We start from the raw sequence: 25,002 nt of genomic DNA, 5'->3' as shown, positions 1-25,002 counted from the left end.
CTGTTGACCGCCGCGGACATCCCGTCGACGAACCTGCCGCGCCGGGCGTCAGACGTGGTGGAACAGGAACATCTGCGCCAGCGTGAGCAGGATCTCGGTGACGATCAGCGCCACCACGGCGACCTCCAGCCCCGTGGTGCGGTCGGCCTCGATCACGTCCGTGAGGGCGCGGGCGGTCTCCACGATGACGTCGAGCTTGCGCTTCAGCGCCATGGTGCGCTCCTTCAGCTCGTATTCGTCCTCGACGCGGGCGTAGAGCCGCTCGAGGTCGGGCCGGTCCCACAGGACGTCGGGCTTCTCCTCGACGGCGACGCGGCCGGACAGCCGGTGCTGCACCAGCAGCGCTTGCCCGATCAGCCGCAGCATGGCGCGCCGCGTGCCGGGCGGCCGGCCGGTGCGCGACAGGCCCAGCGCGAAGGGCTCGATGACGTCCAGAACGGCGTTGACCTCGCGCTCGTCGCGCGCCAGCGACACGGTCTTGGCGAGGGCGTCGGCCAGCACGAGCAGGCGCGCGGCCGACAGGTCGCGCACCTGGATGGGGCCGCCGGGCGAGATCTGGTCGGCGCCCTCGGGCGCCACCTCCAGCACGGCGGTCTCGTCGTCGACGCGCTCGCGCTCGCCCGACACGCGCGGGCGGATCTGCCGGAGGAAGTCGTCCTCCTCGACGGGCGACAGGCCGACCAGCACGGCGACGCCGAAGCGGTACAGCGCCACGAAGCCCGCGTGGCCGACCGAGAAGGCGAGCGGGTTGACCGATATCGTGTCCGGCCGCTCCAGCCCCGCGGCGTCGAGCCGGGCGCCGAGCGCCAAGGCGCGCAGCGTGACGCGGTGGAGGGCCGGCTTGGGTGCCGTGAGAGCGAGGTCGGACATGGGGCCGTTCTAGCCGAACGGGCGGCGCGGGGCACGCCCCGCCGGATGGGGCCGGATCCGGGGGCTCCTCGCGAGCCCGATCGCATATCGAGTGCGGAAGACGGACTCTTCGCCCCTCATCCTTGTAAGTTCGCGTCACCTAGTTTGAGAATGAAACCGGGTCTGGAGGCGGACGGGAACCCGTCTCATCCGAGGGACGCCAAGCCCGCTGCTCAGCCTGGGATCCCGTCTGCCGCTTCATCGAACCCGAACAGTCGCTTGGGCCTCGAGAGCCCGATTGTGCAAGGACGGGACACGATGGTTGCCCAGCATGTCGGGATCGACGTCTCCAAGGACAAGCTCGACGTTTACGTGCACCCTGCGGGCCGCAGCCTGACGGTGGCCCGCACGGAAGCGGGCCTGGCCGAGCTCGCCGGAACGTTGCAGGACGTTTCGGTCGCGACGGTCGCGGTGGAAGCCACGGGGGGCTACGAGACGCTCGTGGTTTACGGGTTGGCGCAGGCCGGTCTTCCGGTCGTGATCGTCAACCCGGCCCAGGTGCGCCAGTACGCGCGGGCCTGGGGCAAACGGGCCAAGACGGATGCGCTCGACGCCCAAGTGATCGCGCGCTTCGCGGAAACCATGCGGCCCGAGGTGCGTCCGCTGCCGGACGAGGCCACGCGGCACCTGTGCGGGCTGCTGGATCGGCGCCGGCAGATCGTGAGCATGATCGCGGCCGACAAGCAACGCGAGCATGTGACGACGGACATCAAGCTGAAGAAGAGCATCACGCGCTTTCGGCGGGCGCTGGAGAAGGAGTTGTCGCGCGTCGACGCGGACATCGACGGGCAGATCGGCCTGTTTCCGGAGTGGAAGGCGCAGGAAGATCTGCTGACGTCGGTGCCGGGCGTCGGCACCGTGACGGCCCGCACGCTGTTGGGCGAGTTGCCGGAGCTGGGGCGGCTGGATCGACGCCAGATCGGCGCCCTGGCGGGCTTGGCCCCGTGGACGCGGGAGTCGGGCCGCTGGGCAGGACAGAGCCGCATCGGCGGCGGGCGCGCCCGCGTGCGGACGGCCCTGTACATGGCCGCGCTGTCGGGCGTCCGCTACAACCCCGTGCTGAAGCGCTTCTACGGTGACCTCGTGGCGCGCGGCAAGCCCAAGCTCGTGGCGCTGACGGCCGCTGCCCGCAAGCTGCTGACCATGCTCAACGCCATATTGCGGAGCGGGCAGCCGTGGAAGGAGCGCGACGCCCATGTCCCAGCTTGAAGCCGACGCCAAACCACGGGCCGCGACCGGCAAGCGGGTCAAGGCCGTAAGCCGCGCTAGCGGGAGCGCGAAGGCGCTCGCCTTGACGCGCGAGACGGGCGCGGCCACCGTCAAAAAAGGCAGACGAAATCCATCGACATCCAACACAGTCGCTGAGCCGGCCTGCAGGGCCGTGTCGAAGGACGCAGGCGCGGCCCGCTGCTGCGCTGAGGGCGCCTGCGTCCCCTCGATGAACTCGGGGCAGGCTCTTCGACACGGGCGCTCCGCGCCCGGCTCAGGATGAGGACGTTTGGAGATTTCAGGCTGCCGCTCTCAGGCCAGGGCCCCCAGGCACCAGGCCAGGATTCCCTTCTGGGCGTGGAGCCGGTTCTCCGCCTCGTCGAACACCACCGACTGCGGCCCGTCGATCACCTCGTCGGTGACCTCCTCGCCGCGGTGTGCGGGGAGGCAGTGCATGAACACCGCCTTCGGGTCCGCCTCCGCCATCAGCCGCGCGTTCACCTGATAGGGCGCGAGCATGTTGTGGCGGCTGCCCTCGTCGTCGCCCATCGACACCCAACAGTCCGACACCACGACGTCGGCGCCGCGCGCCGCCTCGAACGGGTCGTGGGTGACGGTGATGTCGGCGCCGTTGCTTCTCGCCCAGTCGAGCAGGGCGGGCTTGGGGCCGAGCTCGAGCGGGCTCGCGATCCGCATGGCGAAGCCGAAGCGCTGCGCCGCGTGGGCCCAGCTCACCAGCACGTTGTTGCTGTCGCCGCTCCAGGCCACGGTGCGGCCCTCGATCGGCCCGCGGTGCTCCTCGTAGGTCATCACGTCGGCCATCACCTGGCACGGGTGCGACGCCTTGGTGAGCCCGTTGATGACCGGCACGGTGGCGTGGTGCGCCAGCTCCTCGACCAGCGCGGCTTCCAGCGTGCGGATCACGATGGCGTCGACGTAGCGCGACAGGACGCGGGCCGTGTCCGCGATGGTTTCGCCGCGGCCGAGCTGCATCTCGGCGCCGGTCAGCATCAGCGTCTCGCCGCCGAGCTCGCGCATGCCGACGTCGAAGGACACGCGCGTGCGGGTCGAGGGCTGGTCGAAGATCATCGCCAGCGTGCGGCCGGCGAGGGGCCGCGGCTGCGCGGCCTTGCCCTCCGCGGCGCGGCGCCGCTTCATCGCGATAGCGCCGTCGACGATGCCGCGCAGCTCGGCGGCCGGCACGGCGTGGAGGTCGAGGAAGTGCCGCGGCGGCGCATGCCGCGCGGAAGTGCCGTTCAGCGTCATGCGGCACCCTTGAGCACGGCGGAGGTCTTCTGGTGGGCGTCGGCGCCGGCGACGTCCGGCTCGGGCGTGCGCTGCGCCTCGATGTCGGCGCAGGCGGCGTCGAGCCGGCGCACGGCCTCGGCCACCTCGGCCTCGGTGATGACGAGCGGGGGCAGCAGGCGCACCACGTTGTCGCCGGCCGCGATCACGAGCGCGTGGCGGGCGCGGGCCGCCGCCACAAGGTCGCCGTTCGGCACGGCGCAGCGCAGGCCCAGCATCAGCCCGTCGCCGCGGATCTCCGCGATCACCGACGGGTGGCGGTCCTGTAGCTCGGCCAGGCGCTGCCGGAAGGCGAGCCCGACCTTGCGCACGTGATCGAGGAAGCCGTCCTCCAGCACCACGTCGAGCACGGCGTTGCCCACCGCCATGGCGAGCGGGTTGCCGCCGAAGGTCGTGCCGTGGGTGCCCACCGTCATGCCCTTGGCGGCCTCGCGCGTGGCGAGGCAGGCCCCCATGGGGAAGCCGCCGCCGATGCCCTTGGCGATCGACATGATGTCGGGCGTGACGCCGGCCTTCTCGCCGGCGAACAGGGCGCCGGTGCGCCCGACGCCCGTCTGGACCTCGTCGAAGATCAGCAGCAGGCCCCGCGCGTCGCAGAAGGAGCGCAGCGCCCGCAGCCGCTCGGACGGCACGGAGCGCACGCCGCCCTCGCCCTGGATCGGCTCCACCATCACGGCGCCCGTCTCGGGTCCGACCGCGGCCTCGAAGGCCGCCCAGTCGTCGAAGGGCACCTGGTCGAAACCGTCCACCTTGGGCCCGAAGCCGTCGATGTACTTCTGCTGGCCGCCCGCCGCGATGGTGGCGAGCGTGCGCCCGTGGAACGCCCCCTCGAAGGTGACGATGCGGAACTTCTCGGGGTGCCCGCAGGCCGACTGGTACTTGCGCGCCATCTTGATGGCGGCCTCGTTGGCCTCGGCGCCCGAGTTGGTGAAGAACACCACCTCGGCGAAGGTGCTCTCGCAGAGCCGGTCGGCCAGGCGCTCCCCGCCGGGGATCCGGTACAGGTTCGACGTGTGCCACAGCTTGGCGCCCTGCTCCTGCAGGGCCGCCGTGAGGTGCGGGTGCGAGTAGCCGAGCGACGCCACCGCGATGCCGCCGCCGAGATCGAGGTAGCGCTCCCCCTCCGTCGTGGTCAGCCAGACGCCGTCGCCGCGCTCGAACTCGAGCGGGGCGCGGGCGTAGGTGGGCAGGATGTGGGACGGGGCGGGGCGCGTCATGGCGTGCTAAGGATCCCTCGTCGCCGCGACCCGCGCGGTCGCCGAAGGGGAACGGGCGACGGGGGCCGCGGGTCCGTCCCCTCCGGATCGGTCGCGCGACCGCGGTCGGACATCGTTCGAAAGCCGCCGCGCGGGGCGTCGGAAATCTCGACGAATCCCTAAGGCCATGTCCGGGTCAGGTCAAATCCGCGCGCCTGGGCGCGATCGCGGCGGAATCATGCTTTTCACGCAACAGTTGCCTGGGGAAAAGCTCGGAGCGGCCGTCCGAGCCCTTGCGCCCGATTCGACCGCTCGTGTAGCCTCCGCTCGATCGCGAAGGCAGATCTAGGGCGGCGTCGACAAGGTTTCGGGCGAGTCCCACAAGCATTTCGTCGCCGGACTCCGCCTCGCGGCTTCGGTCTGATCTGTCGATCGATCCGCTTCGAGGGGGAGTGAGCATGTCCTGGACTGACGAGCGCGTCGAGCGCCTGAGCGCCCTCTGGCTAGAAGGGCGCAGCGCCAGCCAGATCGCGATCGAGCTCGGCGGCGGCGTGTCGCGCAACGCCGTGATCGGCAAGGTCCACCGCCTCGGGCTGTCCGGCCGCGCCGTGCCGCAGCCCGAAGAGCCCGCCCCGCCCCGCATCCGCGATGTCCTGCCGGTCGAGGTTCAGTCCGAGCCGCCGGTCGCGGTCGAAGCCGCCCCGGTCCCGGCCGAGGCTTCCGCCGCGCGGTCAGAGCCGCCGGCCGCGGCCGCCCACACGGTCGACGACGTCGCCTCCATCCTGGACGCCGCGCCCGAGCCCATCACGGTGAGCCTGCCGGTCCTGCGCGCTGCCCGCGAGGTGGGGGTCCCGCTCAGCGACCGCGTCACCATCCTGGAGCTCAGCGGCTCCATGTGCCGCTGGCCCATCGGCGACCCGACCAGCGCCGAGTTCCGCTTCTGCGGCTGCCGCGCGGTCGGCACCCTGCCCTATTGCCAGGAGCACGCCCGCGTCGCCTTCCAGCCGGTCGCCGACCGCCGGCGCACCGAGCGCCTGATCCGCATCGCCTGACGGGCCCGGCCGGGACCCCCGCGCCTCCCGGGGCGGGCGGGGGGCCGGCCCGCGGTGCCGAGGGTCAGAACTCCCGACCCCTGGCGAGCGCGGATGCGCGCCGCTCGTGCGGCGCGCGCCGTCAGACAGGTGTCGGCGTGTCCGACGGCTGATGTCAGAAGGTGAAGTGCCGGCTGTAGCGCCCCTGCGGGCAGGCCGTGCCGGGCGTCGCGTCGGTCAGCGTCCACACCAGGGCCTCGGTCTCCGACGCGTCCGGCCGGTCGGCGGGCCGCTCGGCCGCGATCCTGTAGGAGCAGCGGAAGCTCGCCCCCTCGAACAGCAGGCGCGTGCGGTCGCCGCCGTCGAGCCGCGCCGAGCCGATCAGGCCGCCCTTGTCCGCCCACACGGCGCCGGACCGGGCGACGATGAGGTGCGTCCCCCCGTCGGACACCCAGTTGCCCACGTAGGGCCCGAGGTCGCGCAGCGTGAAGGCGTCGGCCGGGGCGGTGGCGGGGGCGCGGGCCTCGGCCTGCACCGGATGGCCGACCAGCAGCGCGTCGAGGCCGAACAGCGCCAGCGCGCAGGCGGCCGTGCCGGCCAGCACGATCGACATCACGTCGCGCGCGCGCAGGCGCCCGTCCGCGAAGCGCCGGCGGAACGAGGTCTGGCGATGGGCGAGGTTGGACGACATGTTCGGACCCGTCGGCGGCCCGCGGATCGCCCGCGGCCGGACCCGACGCTAGGGCCGGGCTCCGGAAACGGTCAAGCTTGCGCGGGGGTGGTGCGGCCGCCGCGCGTCCGATGGTGGACGGACGTGGCGGAAATGCGACGAGGGATCGGGTCCCCGGCTGCCCGGTCCGCCGCACCCCCCGCAAGTCCGCGCCAGCCCCGGGCAAGTCGCTTCCGCGAGGCTGCCCGCAGAAGGCCGGCGCCCCGCGTTCGGCCGCCCCTCGCACCAACCCCAGAGGGCCGGGATGGTACAGTCCACGACCTCCGCCTACCTGGCGGTCGCCACCAACATCGCGGCGCAGCAGAACGCCACCGCGGGCCAGGCGGACGTCAAGAGCGCCACGGCCTACTACCTCGCCAACATCGGCAAGGTGACGACGGTCAGCCAGTTCGTCAACAACTACCAGTTGTTCTCCTACGCCATGAAGGCCTACGGCCTGGAGGACATGACCTACGCCAAAGGCCTGATGATCAAGGTGCTGAACGGCGGCGTGACGGACTCCAAGGCGCTCGCCAACACGCTGAGCGACCCGCGCTACAAGGCCTTCGCCACCGCCTTCGACTTCGCCGGCCAGGGCGCCAAGGCCACGCAGGCGACCTCCGCCACCTCCGGCGCCTCGGCGAAGTACATCGAGCAGACGCTGGAGGACAACCAGGCCAAGACCAACCAGGGCGTCGCCAACGCGCTCTACTTCAAGCGCAACGCGTCCTCGATCACCTCGATCTACGGGCTGCTCGCCGATTCCACCATGCTGAGCGTGGTCGAGACCGCCTACGGCATCTCCTCGACGCTGGGCGAGAGCGACATCGACACCCAGGCGGCCGTGCTGAGCAAGGTCGTGAACCTGCCGGACTTCAAGGATCCGACCAAGGTCGAGAAGCTCGTCGAGCGCTACACGGCCGCCTACGACGCGAACGGCTCGTCGAACACCACCAACGTGCTGCTCGCCGACACGTCGAACACCGTCGGCTCGATCCTCAACGCCGCCAACGGCGTCAGCACCAGCTACGCGCCGAATTCGGTGCTGAACCTGTTCAACTCCACCTCCTCGTCGCAGAACGGCGTCAGCTCGAGCCTGCTGCTGTCCCTCGCCAAACTGTCGAAGGGAGGCTGAGCGGGCCCATGCAGTCGAGCTTCTACGTCGGCCTGTCGGGGCAGATGACGGTCGAGCGGCGCCTCACCACCATCGCGCAGAACGTCGCCAACATGAACACGGCCGGCTACAAGGCCGAGGGCGTGACCTTCGACACGGTGCTGTCGCGGACGGGCGAGACCCCCGTGGCGTTCAGCGCCAACGGGGCCGACTACATCGACCGCGCCGGCGGCGACCGCACCAAGACCGACAACCCGCTCGACGTGGCCGTGCAGGGCGACGCCTGGTTCGGCGTGAAGACCGCGGCCGGCACGGTCTACACCCACGACGGGCGCATGCAGATGTCGCCGACGGGCCAACTCCTGACCGTCAACGGCGACGCGGTGCTGGACGCCGGCGGCTCGGGCCTGATCCTCGACCCTTCGGCGGGTCCCCCCACCATCGCGGCCGACGGCATGATCACCCAGAACGGCGCCCAGGTGGGCGCCATCGGCCTGTTCGCCATCGACCCCGCGGCCAAGCTCACGCGCGCCCAGGGCTCCGCCGTGATCCCCGACCGCGCCGCGACGCCGGTGCTCGACTTCACCTCGACCGGGGTGATCCAGGGCTTCGTCGAGGGCTCCAACGTCAACCCCGTGCTGGAGATCACCAAGCTCATCGCCGTGCAGCACAACCTCGACGGCGTCACCCAGGCGAACACCACCGCCGACAGCACGCTGCAGGAGGCCATCAAGGCGCTGGGGACCGGCTCGTGAGCGATGCCCCCGGCGGGCCCGGTCTCGGCGCGCTCGGGCGCCTCGGCGCGGCCGTGCGCGGGGCGCTCGCCGCCGAACCCCTGGTCCGCTGCTCGGGCGTGGTCGCGGAGGTGTCGCCGGCCGCCCACCGGGTGGCCGGCCTGTCGCCCTTCGTGCGGCTCGGCGACGGCGTGGCCTTCGACGGCCCCGGCGGCGAGGAGCGCGGCGAGGTCGTGCGCGTGGAGCGCGCCGGCGCCACGATCAAGCCCTTCGGCTCCGGCGCGGAAGCGCGGCTCGGCACGCGCGTGCGCCGCGCCGGGCCGCTGCGCTTCTCGCCCGACGCCTCCTGGCGGGGCCGCGTGATCGACGCCCTGTGCCGCCCCGTCGACGGATCGGGGCCGCTCGTCCCCGGCCGCACCCCCGTGTCGGCCGACGCCGAGCCGCCGCCGGCGCTGAAGCGCGCGCGCGTGGCCGGCAAGCTCAGGACCGGCGTCAAGGCGATCGACATCTTCTGCCCGCTGTGCCCCGGCCAGCGCATCGGCATCTTCGCCGGCTCGGGCGTCGGCAAGTCGACGCTGCTGGCCATGCTGGCGGCGGCCCCCGGCTTCGACACGGTGGTGATCGCGCTGGTGGGCGAGCGCGGCCGCGAGGTGCGCGAGTTCATCGAGGAGGCGCTGGGCGCCAACCGGTCGCGCGCCGTGACCGTGGTGGCGACCGGCGACGAGAGCCCGATGATGCGCCGCCTCGCGCCCCGCACCGCCATGGCGGTCGCCGAATGGTTCCGCGACCGGGGCGACGGCGTGCTGCTCATCGTCGACAGCGTGACCCGCTACGCCCACGCGGCGCGCGACGTGGCCCTGGCGGCGGGCGAGCCCGCGGTGGCGCGGGGCTACGCGCCGAGCGTCTTCTCCGACCTGCCGAAGCTGCTCGAGCGCGCCGGCCCCGGCCGCGAGGGCTCGGGCTCGATCACCGGCGTCTTCTCCGTGCTGGTCGACGGCGACGACCACAACGACCCCGTGGCGGACGCGATCCGCGGCACGCTCGACGGCCACATCGTGCTCGACCGCCGCATCGCCGCGCAGGGCCGCTATCCCGCGGTCGACCTCGGCGCGTCGCTGTCGCGCCTGGCCCACCAGGTGTGGACGCCCGAGCAGCGGGTTCTGGTGGGCAAGATGCGCGAGCTGATCGCGCGCTTCGAGGACACGCGCGACCTGCGCGCCATGGGGGCCTACCGCGCGGGGAGCGACGGCGACCTCGACCAGGCGGTGCTGATGGTGCCGCGCATCTACGACGCGCTGGTGCAGTCGCCCGGCGCCAAGCCCAGCGAGGACGCGTTCCGCGACCTCGCCAACGCCCTCCAGAAGCCGAAGTGAGCCGACCGATGCCGCCCGCGAAGCCCAACCGCGCCGACCACCTGCGCCTCGTGCCGCCGGCCGCGGCGACGCGCTCGGTCGGCGACTGGCTGTGGCACGGCCTCGGGGCGGGGGTCGCGACGGCGTCCGCCGGCTTCGCCACCTACGCGCTGGTGTTCTCGACCGGCGAGGTCGTGCCGTCCGGCAACTTCAACCTGTTCTCGCGCTCCCCGGCCTCCCAGCAGGCCGCCGCCGCCCAGCACGCCGCGCCCGTGGGGGACGACGCGCTGGCGGGGCGGGGCGAGACGGCGGACCGGGGCGGGGTCGACTTCGCGCCGACGGGCTCGCTCGCCGGGCCGGCCGCGGCGGTGCAGGGGCGCCCCGGCGGCGGGATGGCCGGGCGGCGCCGCGGCCCCGACGGCCCGACCCTGCCGAACTTCACCCTGCGCGACGTGTTCGACGGCAAGGCACTGGTGGAGTCCCGGTCCAGCCTGTCGGTGGTCAAGCCCGGCTCGATGCTCGACGGCGCCGGCGAGGTGCTGTCGATCGAAAAGTATGGGGAGCGCTGGATCGTGCTGACGCGCAACGGCGTCATCGCCGGCCAGAGCCGGTAGAGGCGCGGCCCGCGCGGGTGGAAGGGCCGCGCGCAGTGCTCGTGACGTGATGGGACTCCTCGGGCGCCTCGGCGCTGAACCGCGTGCGGCTCACCGCACTCGCGGCACGAGGCGTCCGACATGGATCCGACGGGAGGGACCGCCCTCACCCTCCTGGGCGCCTGCGCGATCGAACCAGGCTTCCCCGCCCGTGCCGCGCCCCGGCCCTCCCTGATGGCGCATCGCCGCGACGGGATGGAGATGCCGGTCAGCGAAGAGAAGCCGCTCTCTCTCGTCTGCCCATTTCGACCGGCACGTCGTTCCTGCTCGCCGACGCCGTCCCTCTGCCGGATCGGGCCGCCATGAAGCCGACCGCGGGCAGGTGCCGTCTCGGCTCCCTCGGTGAAGCTGACATGTGGGGGCGCCCACGGAGGCCGTTCGGGGCGCCGTCACCATGTCGGGTCGAACCGCTCTCCCCCGCGCTACTCCACCGTCACCGATTTCGCGAGGTTGCGCGGCTGGTCGGCGTCCTTCCCCATGAAGACGGCCGTGTGATAGGCGAGCAGTTGCACCGGCACGGCGTAGACGATGGACGCGAAGGTCGGCGCCATGGCGGGCATGACGATCGAGGCCTGGAGCTTCAGCGCCGCGGCCTCCGCCCCGCCCTCGCCGCCGATCAGCACGATGCGGCCGCCGCGCGCCGCCACCTCCTGCATGTTGGACACGGTCTTCTCGAAGACGCCGTCGGGCGGCGCGATGACGATCACGGGCAGGTCCTCGTCGACCAGCGCGATGGGCCCGTGCTTGAGCTCGCCCGCCGCGTAGCCCTCGGCGTGGATGTAGGACAGCTCCTTCAGCTTCAGCGCGCCTTCGAGCGCCAGCGGGAAGGACGTGCCGCGGCCGAGGTAGAGCACGTCCCGCGCGCGGGCGAGGTCGTGGGCGACGTGTTCGATGGCGCGCTCGTGCTTCATGGCCTCCGCCATCAGGCCGGGGATCGCCAGGAACTCGCCGACGTGGCGCGCCTCCTCCTCCGCGGTGAGGGTGTCGCGCGCCCGCGCGAAGGCCAGCGCCAGGCAGGCCAGCACGGCGAGCTGGCACGTGAAGGCCTTGGTGGAGGCGACGCCGATCTCGGGGCCCGCCAGCGTCAGCGCCTTCACGTCCGACTCGCGCGCCATGGTGGATGTGCCGACGTTGACCACGCCGACGATGTGCTGGCCCTGCGCCTTGGCGTAGCGCAGCGAGGCCAGCGTGTCGGCGGTCTCGCCCGACTGCGAGATCACGATCGTGGCCCCGCCGCGCGCCATCGGCGGCTCGCGGTAGCGGAACTCGCTCGCGACGTCGATGTCCACCGCCACGCGGGCGATGCGCTCGAACCAGTATTTCGCGGTCAGCCCGGCGATGTAGGCCGTGCCGCAGGCCACGATCGTGATCCGGTCGAGCGCCGCGGGGTCGAAGGGCAGGTCGAAGGGCAGGGCGATGCGCCCGGCCGACAGGTCGGTGTAATGCGCGAAGGTGCGGCCCACCACCTCGGGCTGCTCGTGGATCTCCTTGGCCATGAAGTGGCGGTAGTTGCCCTTGTCGACCAGGAAGGCCGAGGCGAGGCTCTTCTGCTTCGCCCGCGACACGCGGCGGTTCGCCTCGTCGTAGAACTCGACGGAACGGCGCGTCAGCGCCACCCAGTCGCCCTCCTCGAGGTAGGACACCTCGTCGGTGAAGGGCGCCAGCGCGAGGCCGTCCGAGCCGAGGTACATCTCGCCGTCCCCGTAGCCCATGGCGAGGGGCGCGCCGCGGCGGGCGCCGATGAGGAGGTCCTCCTCGCCGGCGAACAGGAAGGCCAGCGCGAAGGCGCCGTGCAGCCGCGGCAGCGCCGCCGCCACCGCCTCGCGCGGCGGGCGGCCGGCTTGGAGCTCGGCCGTGACGAGGTGGGCCACGACCTCGGAATCGGTCTCGGTCGCGAAGCTGTGCCCCCGCGCGACCAGCTCGTCGCGCAGCTCGCGGAAGTTCTCGATGATGCCGTTGTGCACGATGGCGACGCGCTCGCTCGCGTGCGGGTGGGCGTTGGTCTCGTTGGGCTTGCCGTGCGTGGCCCAGCGGGTGTGGCCGATGCCGATGGCGCCGCGCAGCGGCGCGTTCGACAGGCGCAGCTCCAGGTTCTTCAGCTTGCCGGGCGCGCGGCGGCGGTCGAGCTCGCCGTTCTCCAGCGTGGCGATGCCGGCGGAATCGTAGCCGCGGTATTCGAGCCGCTTCAGCGCTTCCACGATCTGATCCGCCACCGGGCCGGCGCCGAGAATGCCAACGATGCCGCACATGGGCCGAATGTCCTCGCGTTCAGGTTCCCCCCATTTTAGCCCGGGATGCCGCCGTCCTGCAAAGCCGGCGGGATCGCGCCGAACGCCGCCCCGCCGCCGCGGGGCGATGAGGGGCGGCCTCGCCGGCGCGCGGCGCCGCTCCGCCATCCCGCGCTCCTTGAAGCTGTTACAAGAGAAGCTGCAGCCTGGAATCTCTCGATATTGTGGGGCTGGAAGTTTAGATTTCGAAAGCCTCCAATGGCGGCCGGCCTATATTGACGCTTCCAGGCTCCCGTCGGAAGAGCGCGGCATCGGCGGCGCCCTGTTGTCCCGCGCCGCGCTCCCCGCCGGAGATGCCGCCATGATCCACGCCCGTCCGCAGGCCCCCGCGAGCGCGCTCGAAGCCCTGGCCCTGTCGGAGCGCTTCGTGCTCTGGAACCTCCGCGCCTGGGCGTGCTGCTGCCGCGGGCGCCGCCTGCCGGCCGAGCCCGTCGTCGCGGCCTTCGCCAACATCGGCGCGCCCGCGGCCGCCGAGGCGCTCGACGCCGCGATGACCCGCCTCGTGCTGGCGACCGGCCGCCCCCTCGCGGTCCATTGCCCGCCCCATCCCGGCCTGTCCGACGACGAGCTCACCCTGCTGGCCGCCGCCGCGGCGGCCCAGCGCCACGACCGCGACGCCCTGACGGGCCTCTTCGCCGACCTCCTGTCGCCGCCCGCCTCCGCGCTGGTCGGGCGCTCGCTCATGGAGTTCGGCGCCGCCATCGCGCTCGTCGGCGTGCTCCTGCCCCAGCCGGGCCCGCAGCCCGCGGCCGAGGGGGCAGCGGCGGGCTGGCCCGCCGCCACCCTGCACTGAGGGGCGCCACGTGAGCGCTTCCCCGCGCGGCTGCCCGGCCGCATCGCCCGGCCCGGGGCCGTCCTGCCCCGAGCGTCCGGGCTGCCCGGCCGCCCCCGGCGCGGCCCTCCTGCCGCGCGACGGCGCGGAGCGCGCCGTGATGCTGGCGCTGCGCTACGTCGCGGCCGCGGCCGAGACCGGCGACGCCGCCTGCTTCGACGCCGCCTTCGACGGCGCGGAGGCGGCCTTCGGCCCGCGCGACGGCGCGCTGCTCGTCGCCCGCGCCGCCGCCCTGGTGCGGGCGCTCCGGCGCGAGGCGGCGGCGGAGGGCTGCGGCCTCCACTTTCTCCCCCCGCCCTGCCGCCACCTGTCGGCCGGGGAGGCGCATCTCCTCCTCGCGCTGCGCTCGCGCCTGTCGGGGGAGCGGGGGGCCGGCCCGGCCGCGCTGTCGGGCGCGACCCGCGCCGCCCTGGCCGACCTCGCCGTGCCGGTCCGCGCCGTGAGCCTCGGCCTGCCGGTGCTGCCGGCCGAAGCGGGCACCGCGGCCCATCCGTGAGTTTAGCCTCATTCCAAACACTGGATCGACATGGCAGAGATCTGTAACTGTTCCAGTTTCAACCGCTTCTAAGTTGTGAGCGCCCCGGAGGATTGCGCTTGATCGGCCTCGGGTGCGGCTCTACTCAGCCGTCACTCATCTTGATCGCGGGAGAGGCCGTCGTGCTCGTCGCCTATCTCATCATGCTGCGCGAGGGGATCGAGGCGGCGCTGATCGTCGGCATCGTCGCGGCCTACCTGAAACAGACCGGCCGGTCCCGCTTCATGCCGGCCGTGTGGACCGGGGTGGCCGTGGCCGCGGCGCTGTGCCTCGCGCTCGGCATCGCCATGAACGCCGCCGAGGCCGAGTTCCCGCAGAAGAGCCAGGAGTTCTTCGAGGGCGCGGTGGCGCTGGTCGCCGTCGGCGTGCTCACCTCCATGGTCTTCTGGATGAAGAAGGCCGCGAAGAGCATCAAGGCCGAGCTGCACGACTCCGTCGAAGCCGCGCTGGCGCGCTCGTCGGGCGGCGGCATGGGGGGTGGAATGGGCCTCGTGCTGATGGCATTCTTCGCGGTGGGGCGCGAGGGGCTGGAATCCGTGTTCTTCCTGCTCGCCACCTTCCAGCAGGACCTCGGCTGGGGCCCGCCCGCCGGCGCGCTGCTCGGCGTGCTCACCGCGGTGGGCTTCGGCGCCGCCATCACATATGGCGGCTACAGGCTCGACCTGCGCCGCTTCTTCACCTGGACCAGCGCGCTGATCGTCTTCGTGGCGGCGGGCCTGCTGTCGACGGCGCTGCGCTCCTTCCACGAGGCCGGCCTGTGGAACGGCCTGCAGGGGCAGGCCTTCGACCTGTCGAACGTGCTGCCCGCGGACGGCACGCTCGGCACGCTGCTTTCCGGCATCTTCGGCTACCAGGACGCGCCGACGGTCGGCGAGGTGCTGGTCTATTTCGCCTTCCTGATCCCCGCCCTGTGGCTGCTCCTCGCGCCGAGCCGTTCCGCCGCGCCGGCGCCGCGGCCGGCCTGACCGACACGAGAACCGAAGGAAACACGCTCCATGAAGACCGCCGTCCGCCTTTCCGTCAGCCTCGCCGCGCTCTGCGCGGCGGGCGCCCTGTCGGCGGCCCGCGCCGCCGACGGCGCGCCGGTCGGCGTGAGCATCACCGACAAGGGGTGCGAGCCGGCGAGCGTCACGGTCGCGCCCGGCAAGTCGGTCTTCAAGATCAAGAACGACTCCAAGCGCGCCGTGGAATGGGAGATCCTCCGCGGCGTCGACGTCGTCGAGGAGCGCGAGAACATCATCCCCGGCTTCACCCAGACGCTGACCGCCACGCTCGACGCGGGCGACTACCAGATGACCTGCGGCCTGCTGTCGAACCCCAAGGGCAGCCTGAAGGTCGCGGCCGCCGACGCGCCCGCCGCTGCCGCTCCGGCCGTTCCCGTGGCCGCGGCGGCCGACGCCAAGCCGGCGGACGAGAAGGCCGCCAAGGCCGAGGCGCCCAAGGGCCCGCCGCCGTCGCCGATGGACCTCGTCGGCCCGCTGGCCGAGTACAAGGTCTACGTGTCTCGCCAGGTCGACGCCATGGTGACGGCCACCAAGGCCTTCACGGACGCGGTCAAGGCCGGCAAGCTGGAGCAGGCCCAGGCGCTCTACGCCCCGGCCCACGAGCACTACGAGCGCATCGAGCCCATCGCCGAGCTGTTCAACGACCTCGACGGCTCGATGGACAGCCGCGAGGACGACTACGAGAAGAAGGCCGAGGACCCCGGCTTCCTGGGCTTCCACCGCATCGAGAAGGGCCTGTTCGCCGACAAGTCGACCGCGGGCCTCGCCCCGGTCGCCGACAAGCTGATGGCGGACTGCGAGGACCTCCGCAAGCGCATCGCCGACCTGACTATCACGCCGAAGAGCATGGTGGGCGGCGCCGCCGACCTCATCGAGGAGGTCGCGTCCAAGAAGATCTCCGGCGAGGAGGACCGCTACAGCCGCACCGACCTCGTCGACTTCCAGGCCAACGTCGACGGCGCGCAGAAGATCGTGGCGCTGCTCGACCCCCTCGTGCAGAAGCGCGACCCTTCCCTCGTCACCCGCGTGAAGGGCAACTTCGCCAAGGTCGACGCGGTGCTGGCCAAGTACAGGACCGCCCACGGCTTCGAGTCCTACGACAAGCTGACCCCCGAGGACCGCAACAAGCTGAAAGGGCCGGTGACGGCGCTGGCCGAGGATCTGTCGACGCTGCGCGGCACGCTCGGCATCGACTGAGGCCGACGCGACGTTCCGGTTGGCGCGACGTTGGCCGCTCCCCTCTCCCTTGTGGAGAGGGGTCGGGGGTGAGGGGCCGGGGGAGCGCCGCGGAACGGGCAGGCCCGTGCTCCACCCTGGAAACGCGCCGCTTTACCCTCACCCCCGACCCCTCTTCACAAGGGAGAGGGGAGGCGCATCGCGCGGCACCTGAGCGTTCCGACCGAACGGACCAGAATGGAAGGGCGGAGAGAAGGACCGATGACGGACAGGAACGATCTCGGGCGATGCCCCTTCGGCGCGGCGCCGGCCCCGGCCGACGCCCCGTCCTGCCCCGGGCGCCGCAGCCTGCTCGGCCTGCTCGGCCTGGCGGGCGCGGCCGGCCTGGCGCCGACCGCGGCCCTGGCCGCGACCGCGCAGGAGGAGCGCCGCGCGCAGCCCGACAGCGACGGCACGCTCGACCGTCAGAGCTTCTACGGCCCGCACCAGGCCGGCATCGTCACCCCGCAGCCCGCGGCGGCGCTGCTCGCCTCCTTCGACGTGCTGGCGGATTCGCGCGAGGACCTCGCGGCGCTGATGCGGCGGCTCACCGCCCGCACCGCCGCCCTGATGGGGGGCGAGTTCCCGCAGCCCACCGACGACAAGATGCCCCCGCCCGACAACGGCCTCCTCGGCCCGGCGGGCATGACCGACAACCTGTCGATGACGGTGGCCTTCGGCGCCTCCCTGTTCGACGCGCGCTTCGGCCTCGCCCCGCAGCGGCCGAAGCGGCTCGTCGCGATGACGGCCTTCCCCAACGACGCGCTCGACGGGGACTGCTGCCACGGCGACCTCCTGATTCAGTTCAACAGCAACACGGCCGAGACCAACATTCACGCGCTCCGCGCGGTGCTGAAGGAGTTCCCCGCCGACCTCGCGCTGCGCTGGAAGCAGGACGGCTTTCTGCCGCCGCACACGATCAAGACGCAGGGGCGCGACACGGCCCGCAACCTCCTCGGCTTCAAGGACGGCACCGCCAACCTCGACGCCAAGGATGCCGCCCTGATGGATCGCATCGTGTGGGTGGGCGAGGGGTCGGGCGAGCCCGCCTGGGCGCGCGGCGGCACCTACCAGGCGGTGCGGATCATCCGGACGCTCGTCGAGCGGTGGGACCGCACGCCGCTGCAGGAGCAGCAGACCATCATCGGCCGCGACAAGGCCGAGGGCGCGCCGCTCGGCATGGCGCGCGAGCACGACCTGCCCGACTATCTCGCCGACCCGGAAGGCCATCGCGTGCCGCTCGACGCCCACATCCGGCGCGCCAACCCGCGCGACGCCGCCTCGGCCGACAGCCTCATCCTGCGCCGCGCCTACAACTATTCCAACGGGCTGACCAAGGCCGGGCAGCTCGACATGGGCCTGCTGTTCGCGGCCTTCCAGTCGGACCTCGACCGGGGCTTCGTCGCCGTGCAGACGCGCTTGAACGGCGAACCGCTGGAGGAGTACGTCAAGCCCGTCGGCGGCGGCTACTTCTTCGCGCTGCCGGGCGTCGAGAGCCCGCGCGACTACCTCGCCAAGGCGTTGCTCGAAACCAGCGTGTGATCCGGCCATGACCGACCTCCTCCCGGGCTTCGATGAGCGCACCATCGAGACCGGGGCAGGGGTGCAGATCCACGTCCGCACGGCGGGGCGGGGGCGGCCCGTGCTGCTGCTGCACGGCCACCCGCAGACGCTGTCCACGTGGCACGCGGTGGCGCCGGCGCTGGCCGAGGCGCACAGTGTCGTGCTGATGGATCTGCGCGGCTACGGCGCGAGCGCGAGGCCGTCCTCGCCCCCCGACCATTCCGCCTATTCCAAGCGCGCCATGGCGCGCGACGCCGCGGCCGTGATGCGGAGCCTCGGCCACGAGGACTACGCCGTGGTGGGCCACGACCGCGGCGGCCGCGTGGCGCACCGCCTGGCGCTCGACCACGCCGACCGCGTCAGCCGGGTCGCCGTGCTCGACATCGCGCCGACGCTGCACATGTACGAGCGCACCGACATGGCCTTCGCCAGGGCCTACTTCTGGTGGTTCTTCCTGATCCAGCCCGAGCCGCTGCCCGAGCGCCTGATCGGCGCCGACCCGGAGTTCTTTCTCCGCAGCCACCTCGCGCACCAGAGCCGGACGGCGGGCGTGCCGCGCGAGGAGGTGGTCGCGGAATACCTGCGCCACTACGACCCCGCCGCGGTCCACGCCATCTGCGAGGACTACCGCGCGGCCGCGACGATCGACCTCGTCCACGACCGCGCCTCGCGCGAGAACGGGCAGGCCGTGCGGGCGCCGCTGCTCGCGCTCTGGGGCGCCGAGGGCACGGTCGGCAAGCTCTACGACGTGCTGGAAACATGGCGCGAGGTGGCCGACGACGTGCGGGGCCGGGGCCTCGCCTGCGGCCACCTGCTGCAGGAGGAGCGGCCCGAGGAGGTCGTGGCGGAGCTGCGGGCCTTCCTGGCGGGATAGGTCGGGCGCGGCCGCAGGGCAGTGCGCGGCGGCCCCGCCGAGCCTTCAGCCTCCCGTCTCCGCTCCATGCATGGCGCGGTGCAGCGCCCGGCTGATCTGCTCGGCCGAGTAGGGCTTGTGCACGAGGTCGAAGCCGTGCGGCCCTTCCTCGGCCAGCACGTGGCTGTAGCCCGAGGTCAGCACCACGGGCAGGCGGGGGTAGAGGCGGCGCACCTCGTGAGCGAGGTCGATGCCGCTCATCCCCGGCATCACCACGTCGGAGAACACCACATGGAAGCGCGCGGCCTCGGCGGCGAGCCGCGCCAGGGCCTCGTCGGCGTTGGGCACCCACAGGGTGCGGTATCCGAGGTCGTCGAGCAGGTGCTTGGCGAAGCGGCCGATCTCGACGTTGTCCTCGACGATGAGGACTTCCCGGCTGTCCCCGGCGGGGACGATCCCGCCCTCGTCCGGGGACGCCTCCTCCGCGGCGGCGCCGGGGGCCGGCACGCGGGGGAGGTACAGCGTGAAGGTGGTGCCCTCGCCGACCGTGCTCGCGACGTCGATGTCGCCGCCCGACTGCTTGGCGAAGCCGAACACCTGGCTGAGGCCCAGCCCCGTCCCCTTGCCGACCTCCTTGGTGGTGAAGAAGGGCTCGAAGATGCGGGCGACCCGCTCGGACGGGATGCCCTCGCCCGTGTCGGACAGCGCCACGGCCGCGAAGGGGGCCACGCTGCCGCCGTGGCCCCGGATCGGCGGCAGGCCGCCGGAGCCGCGCAGGCTGAGGGTGAGGCGGCCCTCGCCGTCCATCGCGTCGCGGGCGTTCACCGCCATGTTGACCAGCGCGGTCTCGAACTGGCTGAGGTCCGCGCACACGAAGCAGGGCTCGTCCGGCAGCTCCACGGCCACCTTGATGCGGGCGCCCGTCACCGTGTCGAGCAGGTCGGCCACCGCGGCGAGCCGCGCGCCGACGTCGAACACCTCGGGCAGCAGCGCGGAGCGGCGCGCGAAGGCGAGCAGCTGGCCGGTCAGCTTGGCGGCGCGGTCCACCGTCTCCGACACGGCGTCGAGGTAGCGGCGGCGGCGGTCCTCGGCCAGCGCGGGCCGCCGCAGGAGGTCGACGGAGGAGCGGATGATGGTGAGGAGGTTGTTGAAGTCGTGCGCGATGCCGCCGGTGAGCTGGCCCACCGCCTCCATCTTCTGCGACTGGCGCAGCGCTTCCTCCTGCAGGAGCAGCTTGGCGGTGCGCTCGCGCACCTGCTCCTCCAGGGCTTCCCGGCTCGCCGCCAGCTCGGCCAGGCGGTCGCGCATGTCGAACTGGCGCTGGCGCGAGCGGAGCGCCGCCGCGACGGCGCTGATCAGCGAGGCGGCGCTCAGCGGCCGCTCCAGCACGATCGCGTTGCGCGCGGAGGCGGGCAGCGCCATCCGCCCCGCGTCCGCGCCGCGGCGCAGGCCCTCCTGGCGCTGGACCAGCAGGATCACCGGCACCTCGGACCAGTTCGGCTGGGAGGCCAGCGCGGCGTCCAGCGACGCCACGCCGGACCGCAGGGCTTCCTCGGTCAGCAGCAGGGCGCCGGTCTCGTCGTCGAACCCGGCCGCGAGCGCGGCCGGCCCCTCGCAGGCGCGGGCGTCGTAGCCGGCCTCGGCGAGCAGCATCACCACGTTCTGCGCGTCGCGGCCGAACGGGGCGGCGACGAGCACGCGGAATCCCTCCTCGGCGCTCCTATGAGGCACGGTCGGGCGCCTCCATCAGGGCGGGCGATACTCCGACGTATTCCGGGGTGCCGGTCAGCACGCCCCGGAAGGCCGACAGCGGTTCGCTGACCTGCACGCCCTCGGCGCTGCTGATGCGGAGCTCGCGGATCGTGTCCTCGTGCGCGCCGGAGCGATTCTTGAGGATCGAGATCGCCTTGCGGATGCGCCCCTCCGCCTCGAAGTAGCGGAGCAGCATCACGGTGTCGGCGACGTAGCTGACGTCGATCGACCCGGACATGGTGCCGACCATCCCGTGCTGCGGGTTGATCAGCAGCGTCATCACGCCCTTCTGATTCAGGTAGGACAGGAGCTCGTGCAGTTGCAGGATGAGCTGCTGTTCCTGCGGCATGGCGGCGAGATAGCCGTTCAGGCTGTCGATGACGAGCAGCCGCACCCCGCCGCGGTCGACCGCGCGCTGCACGCGAGCCGAGAACTCGCCCGGCGACAGCTCGGCCGGGTCGACCTGGTGCACGCGGAGGTGCCCGCGGGCGACGTGGCCGCCGAGGTCGATGCCGAGCGCCCTGGCGCGCGTGAACATGGTGCCGATGCGCTCGTCGAACTCGAAGATGGCGCAGGGCTCGCCCCGGCGGCAGGCCGCGTCGAGGTACTGCAGCGCGATCGTGGTCTTGCCGGTGCCGGCGGGCCCGGTGATCAGCATGGTGGTGCCGCGCAGGGGGCCGCCGGCCACGAGGCGGTCGAGTTCGTCGTTGCCGCTCGGCACGGGGTCCCCGACGAAGTCGGCATGCTGGTCGAGCGCCACGAGGCGCGGGAACACGTCGAGCCCGCCCCGCCGGATGTTGAAGTCGTGGTAGCCCGCGACATAGTCGACGCCGCGCAGCTTCTGCACCTGCAGGCGCCGCCGCGCCGCGCCGAAGTCGAGCGTCAGGCGCTCCAGCGTGATCACGCCGTGGCAGATGCTGTGCAGGTGGCCGTCGCCCGCGGGGATCAGGCCGGCAAGGTCGTCGACCAGCAGCACGGTGGTGCCGCGCGGATCGAAGAACTGCTTGAGGGCCAGCACCTGCCGCCGGAAGCGCAGCGAGTCCTGGGCGAGCAGGCGCAGCTCGGACAGGCTGTCGAAGACGACGCGGGCCGGGCGGATCCTTTCCACCTCGGACCGGATCAGGGCGACGGTCTGGCCGAGCTCGGCCTCCCACGGGTGCAGGATCGACTGCTCCGCGCCATGGCCGATCGCCTCGTCGGCGGACGCCAGCTCGAAGACCGACACGCCGTCGAGCGACAGGCCGTGCGACGCCGCGACGACCATGAGCTCCTCGCGGCTCTCCGACAGCGTGATGTAGAGCACCGGCTCGCCGCGGCGCACGCCCTCCAGCAGGAACTCCAGCCCGAGGGTCGTCTTGCCCGATCCCGGCGAGCCCTCGACGAGGTACATGCGACCCGCAGGCAGCCCCCCTCGCAGAATGTCATCCAGCCCGGCGTTGCCGGTCTTCAGCTTGTTCTGCTCGGCCATGCCCTTCGCCTTCGACGCGTCAGATCCTTAAAGCGATCGGCGCGGCGCGGCAACGCGCGATGGTGGGCGCCGGGCCGCGGGCTCGCGCCGGCCGCCGGTCTTCGCGATGACACGCGGCCGCGCCAGGATGGGCGGGTCATCACCCGAAGGAGCGCCCCGCCATGCCCATCGCCGTTCCCCGCCGCGCGGTCCTGCGCGGCACCGCCGCCCTGGCGGGCGCCGTCGCGCTGCACCCCTTCGCGGCCCGGGCCGCGGCCGACCAGGTCCACCTGCGGGTGCTGGCCACCACCGACCTCCACGTCAACGTCTTCCCCTACGACTATTACGCTGACAAGCCGAACGACACCTTCGGGCTGACCCGCACGGCGAGCCTGATCGACGCGGCGCGGGCCGAGGCCGCCAACACGCTGCTGCTCGACGACGGCGACATCATCCAGGGCAGCCCCATGGGCGACTACGTGGCCTTCGCGCACGGCCTGCCGGACGGCTACGTCCACCCCGTGATCCGCGCCATGAACGCCATGGGCTACGGCTGCTCGACGCTGGGCAACCACGAGTTCAACTACGGGCTCGAATTCCTCGACCGGGCGCTCGCGGGCGCGGACTTCCCCTTCGTCTGCGCCAACCTCGCGCGAGGCGCGCTGGCGGCGGATCCGCTGAAGGACCGGCTCTACATCCGCCCCTACGCGATCCTCGACCGCACCCTCAAGGACGGCGCCGGGCGCGACCTGCCGATCCGCATCGGCGTGATCGGCTTCGTGCCGCCGCAGATCACCACCTGGGACGCCGCCAAGCTCGACGGCCGGGTCGCGACGCGCGACATCGTGGAGGCCGCGCGGGCCTGGGTGCCGCGCCTGCGCGAGGACGGCGCCGACCTCGTGGTCGCGCTGAGCCATTCCGGCATCGCGGCCGGCCGGACGGACCGGATGGAGAACGCCTCGCTGTACCTCGCCGGCGTGCCGGGCATCGACGCGATCCTGGCCGGCCACCAGCACCTCGTCTTCCCGGGGCCGAAGGATTTCGGGGGCATCGCCGGGGTCGACACGGCGCGGGGCACGCTGCAGGGCGTGCCGGCCGTGATGGCGGGATTCTGGGGCTCGCACATGGGGCTGATCGACCTCGCGCTGGAGCACGGCGGCGGGCGCTGGCGCGTGGCCGACTTCGCGGTCGAGGCCCGGCCGATCTTTCGCCGCGACGGCAAGGCCGCGGTGCCGCTCGTGCCCGACGAGGCCGGCGTCGCCGCGGCGGCGAAGCCCGACCACGAGTCGACGCTGGCCTACGTCCGCACGCCGGTCGGCCGCACCTCCGCGCCGCTCTTCTCCCATTTCGCGCTCGTCGCCGACGACCCGTCGGTCCAGATCGTGTCCGACGCGCAGCGCTGGTACGCGGCGCCGCTGCTCGAGGGCTCTCGGTGGGAGGGGCTTCCGCTGCTGTCCGCCGCCGCGCCCTTCAAGGTCGGGGGCCGAAACGGCGCCGACTACTACACCGACGTGCCGGCGGGGCCGATCGCCATCCGCAACGTCGCGGACCTCTACCTGTATCCCAACACCGTGACGCTGGTGGCGGTGAGCGGCGCGACGGTGCGGGAATGGCTGGAGCGCTCGGCCGGCATCTTCCGGCGGATCCAGCCGGGCGCGCCCGACCAGCCGCTGATCGACGCGGGCTTCCCGTCCTACAACTTCGACGTGATCGACGGCGTCACCTACGCGATCGACCCGACGCAGCCGTCCCGCTACGACGCCGACGGTCGGCTGGTCGCGCCCGGAGCGCGCCGCGTCGTCGACCTGAGGTACGGCGGCGCGCCGATCGACGAAGCCGCCACCTTCGTGGTCGTGAGCAACAACTACCGGGCGGGCGGAGGCGGCAACTTCCCGGGCGTCGACGCGAAGGCGGCGATCCTCGCCGCGCCCGACACCAACCGCGACGTCGTCGTGCGCTACATTCACGACCGCGGCACGGTGGACCCCAGGGCCGACGGCAACTGGAGGCTCGCGGCCGTGCCGAACACCACCGTCACCTTCGAGGCCGGCCCCGGCGCCCGCGCCCACCTCGGCGAGGTGCGGGGCGTGAGGATCGAGGAGGTCGGGCCGGCCGAGAACGGGTTCGCGCGCTTCCGCATGGCGCTGTAGGCCGGGGCTGCCTTCAGCCGAAGGCCTTCTTGCGCCCGCGCGGCTTCGGCGTCGGCTTGGCGTGGGCCTGGAGTTCCGGGAGCAGCCCTTCGAGCAGCGGGGCCGCGGGCGCGTCGGGCGCCTTCGACCTGTCGGCTCCCACGGCCGACATCGGCTTCTTGCGCCCGCGCGGCTTCGGCTCGGGCTTGGCGTGGGGCAGGGTCGGCACGGAGGCCTCCCCGTCCGGGGCCGGGGCGGCCTCGGCGGACGGCGCGTCCTCGGGCGCCGCCTCCGGTGCCGCTTCGGGCGCGCGGGCACGCCGGGCCGGGCCGGGCTTGGCCTCGCCGGGCTTCTCGGACCCCACGTCCACGAACCTGATCGCCATCGCGCCGCCTCCCCGCCGTCCCTCGCCCCTCAGGTGGCGCGCGAGGGCCGTCCTCGCCAGGGCGTGCCGCGCCGTCGCCGGCACGCCCCGGATCGCCGGCCGCTCAGCTGTCGGCCTTCTTCCCGCTGGTGGCGAGCTTCAGGTACTCGCGCGTGATGGATTCGATCATGCCGTCGATCACGTCGGCGGACTTCTTGTCCTCCTCCATGCTGGTGCGGAACTCGGACGCGTGGTCCTTGTAGCCGGCCTCCTCGGCGATCACGGCCAGCGACTTGTAGGCCGCGACCTTGTCGAACTGGTAGGCGTAGCCGGCGTAGAGGTTCTTCAGCGTCTCGTCCGACGCCGTGGCGTGGACCGCCGCGCCGATCTTGCCGGCGACGCTCATCACGCTCTCCTTGAAGCCGGAGGTCGAGCCGCCCACCGCCTGCAGGGCCTTGTCGAGCCGCTCCATGTGCTTCGCGTCGATCTGCTTCTGGGTTTCGAGCGCGGACTTGTACTGCGGATATTGGCCGAGGCCGGACAGCTGATGCTCGATCTGCTGCAGGCCCTGCTGCTCCAGCGCGTGGGTGTTCTGCAGCGCGGTCGTGTAGATCGCCTTGATGTCGGTCTCGGCCATGGTGTGCCCCTGATCTCGATTGGAATCGGTCCGCGCGGCGCGGCGCGTCCCTAACCGCGACGACCGGAAGGAGTTCAGGCGCAAGGCGCCGCAGGGGCGGGCTGCCGCAGGCGCGCCCTCGTCTTGACCGCATCGCCTCGCGGAGCCCATGATCGCCCGAGCGGCACGGGT

Annotated in this window: 21 protein-coding genes and 1 pseudogene; 13 read left to right on the top strand and 9 right to left on the bottom strand. The window is 72.7% G+C overall.

The features are described from left to right. Positions 1 to 48: 48 nt before the first annotated feature. A complete protein-coding gene (locus L7N97_RS08805; protein ID WP_237477937.1) occupies positions 49 to 870 on the bottom strand; it encodes an RMD1 family protein in 822 nt (273 codons plus the stop codon). 297 nt (positions 871 to 1,167) lie between these two features. Here L7N97_RS08805 and L7N97_RS08800 point away from each other — a divergent pair, with 297 nt between their 5' ends. Beyond that, a complete protein-coding gene (locus L7N97_RS08800; protein WP_237482119.1) occupies positions 1,168 to 2,118 on the top strand; it encodes an IS110 family RNA-guided transposase in 951 nt (316 codons plus the stop codon). Positions 2,119 to 2,430: 312 nt separating this feature from the next. On the opposite strand, the gene argF is transcribed toward L7N97_RS08800, so the two are convergent. Together argF and L7N97_RS08790 are read right to left on the bottom strand one after the other, a co-directional pair. Continuing rightward, positions 2,431 to 3,384 (bottom strand): ornithine carbamoyltransferase, encoded by a 954-nt coding sequence (argF, locus tag L7N97_RS08795; RefSeq protein ID WP_237477936.1) that lies wholly within the window; start codon positions 3,382 to 3,384, stop codon positions 2,431 to 2,433. After that, entirely contained in the window at positions 3,381 to 4,640 is a 1,260-nt protein-coding gene (locus L7N97_RS08790) for an aspartate aminotransferase family protein (protein WP_237477935.1), read from the bottom strand. Before L7N97_RS08790 ends, argF begins: the two co-directional genes overlap by 4 nt. Positions 4,641 to 5,077: 437 nt before the next feature. On the opposite strand from L7N97_RS08790, the gene L7N97_RS08785 reads away from it, so the two are divergent. Beyond that, positions 5,078 to 5,671: a GcrA family cell cycle regulator gene (locus L7N97_RS08785; protein ID WP_237477934.1), complete on the top strand. Its 594-nt coding sequence runs from the start codon at positions 5,078 to 5,080 to the stop codon at positions 5,669 to 5,671. A gap of 154 nt (positions 5,672 to 5,825) precedes the next feature. On the opposite strand, the gene L7N97_RS08780 is transcribed toward L7N97_RS08785, so the two are convergent. Then, positions 5,826 to 6,341, bottom strand: coding sequence for a hypothetical protein (locus L7N97_RS08780; protein WP_237477933.1), 516 nt, complete (start codon positions 6,339 to 6,341; stop codon positions 5,826 to 5,828). Between the two features lie 283 nt (positions 6,342 to 6,624). On the opposite strand from L7N97_RS08780, the gene L7N97_RS08775 reads away from it, so the two are divergent. The 4 genes from L7N97_RS08775 to L7N97_RS08760 are packed head-to-tail and all read left to right on the top strand — an operon-like array spanning position 6,625 to position 10,173. Then, positions 6,625 to 7,494 (top strand): DUF1217 domain-containing protein, encoded by an 870-nt coding sequence (locus L7N97_RS08775; RefSeq protein ID WP_237477932.1) that lies wholly within the window; start codon positions 6,625 to 6,627, stop codon positions 7,492 to 7,494. A gap of 8 nt (positions 7,495 to 7,502) precedes the next feature. Then, positions 7,503 to 8,228: a flagellar basal-body rod protein FlgF gene (gene flgF / locus L7N97_RS08770; RefSeq protein ID WP_237477931.1), complete on the top strand. Its 726-nt coding sequence runs from the start codon at positions 7,503 to 7,505 to the stop codon at positions 8,226 to 8,228. Further along, complete coding sequence (fliI, locus tag L7N97_RS08765; RefSeq protein ID WP_428980968.1) at positions 8,225 to 9,580, top strand: flagellar protein export ATPase FliI; 1,356 nt, start codon at positions 8,225 to 8,227, stop codon at positions 9,578 to 9,580. The genes flgF and fliI overlap by 4 nt, the downstream gene beginning before the upstream one ends. Before the next feature lie 8 nt (positions 9,581 to 9,588). After that, on the top strand, positions 9,589 to 10,173 hold the full coding sequence (locus L7N97_RS08760) for a hypothetical protein (RefSeq protein ID WP_237477930.1): 585 nt from the start codon (positions 9,589 to 9,591) through the stop codon (positions 10,171 to 10,173). Between the two features lie 461 nt (positions 10,174 to 10,634). Here L7N97_RS08760 and glmS read toward each other — a convergent pair whose 3' ends face one another. After that, positions 10,635 to 12,461, bottom strand: coding sequence for a glutamine--fructose-6-phosphate transaminase (isomerizing) (glmS, locus tag L7N97_RS08755; protein WP_237477929.1), 1,827 nt, complete (start codon positions 12,459 to 12,461; stop codon positions 10,635 to 10,637). Between the two features lie 340 nt (positions 12,462 to 12,801). Between glmS and L7N97_RS08750 the strand changes: the two genes are divergently transcribed. The 6 genes from L7N97_RS08750 (at position 12,802) to L7N97_RS08725 (ending at position 18,523) form a co-directional block, all read left to right on the top strand. Continuing rightward, positions 12,802 to 13,293 carry a hypothetical protein gene (locus L7N97_RS08750; RefSeq protein WP_237477928.1) on the top strand — a complete coding sequence of 164 codons (492 nt, stop codon included), beginning with the start codon at positions 12,802 to 12,804 and terminating at the stop codon, positions 13,291 to 13,293. A gap of 10 nt (positions 13,294 to 13,303) precedes the next feature. Continuing rightward, the gene (locus tag L7N97_RS08745) at positions 13,304 to 13,828 is read left to right on the top strand and encodes a hypothetical protein (RefSeq protein WP_237477927.1); all 525 of its coding nucleotides are present in this window, start codon (positions 13,304 to 13,306) and stop codon (positions 13,826 to 13,828) included. A gap of 161 nt (positions 13,829 to 13,989) precedes the next feature. Then, positions 13,990 to 14,832, top strand: coding sequence for an iron uptake transporter permease EfeU (gene efeU, locus L7N97_RS08740; protein ID WP_237477926.1), 843 nt, complete (start codon positions 13,990 to 13,992; stop codon positions 14,830 to 14,832). A gap of 30 nt (positions 14,833 to 14,862) precedes the next feature. Then, the gene (gene efeO / locus L7N97_RS08735; RefSeq protein ID WP_237477925.1) at positions 14,863 to 16,068 is read left to right on the top strand and encodes an iron uptake system protein EfeO; all 1,206 of its coding nucleotides are present in this window, start codon (positions 14,863 to 14,865) and stop codon (positions 16,066 to 16,068) included. A 240-nt stretch (positions 16,069 to 16,308) separates the two neighbouring features. Continuing rightward, a complete protein-coding gene (gene efeB, locus L7N97_RS08730; protein WP_237477924.1) occupies positions 16,309 to 17,628 on the top strand; it encodes an iron uptake transporter deferrochelatase/peroxidase subunit in 1,320 nt (439 codons plus the stop codon). A gap of 7 nt (positions 17,629 to 17,635) precedes the next feature. Then, positions 17,636 to 18,523: an alpha/beta fold hydrolase gene (locus L7N97_RS08725; RefSeq protein WP_237477923.1), complete on the top strand. Its 888-nt coding sequence runs from the start codon at positions 17,636 to 17,638 to the stop codon at positions 18,521 to 18,523. A gap of 45 nt (positions 18,524 to 18,568) precedes the next feature. On the opposite strand, the pseudogene L7N97_RS08720 reads toward L7N97_RS08725, so the two are convergent. Together L7N97_RS08720 and L7N97_RS08715 are read right to left on the bottom strand one after the other, a co-directional pair. Next, positions 18,569 to 19,813 (bottom strand): annotated as a pseudogene (locus L7N97_RS08720) (ATP-binding protein); the annotation flags it as partial. Positions 19,814 to 20,222: 409 nt separating this feature from the next. Beyond that, complete coding sequence (locus tag L7N97_RS08715) at positions 20,223 to 21,722, bottom strand: ATPase domain-containing protein (protein ID WP_237477922.1); 1,500 nt, start codon at positions 21,720 to 21,722, stop codon at positions 20,223 to 20,225. A gap of 161 nt (positions 21,723 to 21,883) precedes the next feature. Between L7N97_RS08715 and L7N97_RS08710 the strand changes: the two genes are divergently transcribed. Then, entirely contained in the window at positions 21,884 to 23,851 is a 1,968-nt protein-coding gene (locus L7N97_RS08710; RefSeq protein WP_237477921.1) for a bifunctional 2',3'-cyclic-nucleotide 2'-phosphodiesterase/3'-nucleotidase, read from the top strand. 13 nt (positions 23,852 to 23,864) lie between these two features. On the opposite strand, the gene L7N97_RS08705 is transcribed toward L7N97_RS08710, so the two are convergent. Further along, positions 23,865 to 24,215: a hypothetical protein gene (locus L7N97_RS08705; RefSeq protein ID WP_237477920.1), complete on the bottom strand. Its 351-nt coding sequence runs from the start codon at positions 24,213 to 24,215 to the stop codon at positions 23,865 to 23,867. Between the two features lie 103 nt (positions 24,216 to 24,318). After that, positions 24,319 to 24,831, bottom strand: a complete 513-nt coding sequence (locus L7N97_RS08700; RefSeq protein ID WP_237477919.1) for a DUF892 family protein — start codon at positions 24,829 to 24,831, stop codon at positions 24,319 to 24,321. Between the last annotated feature and the right edge of the window lie 171 nt (positions 24,832 to 25,002).

The organism is Lichenibacterium dinghuense (assembly GCF_021730615.1).
GTDB lineage: Bacteria > Pseudomonadota > Alphaproteobacteria > Rhizobiales > Beijerinckiaceae > Lichenihabitans > Lichenihabitans dinghuensis.
The sequence above is the reverse complement of the archived record's forward strand: the minus strand, read 5'-3'. Positions and strand labels throughout refer to the sequence as shown.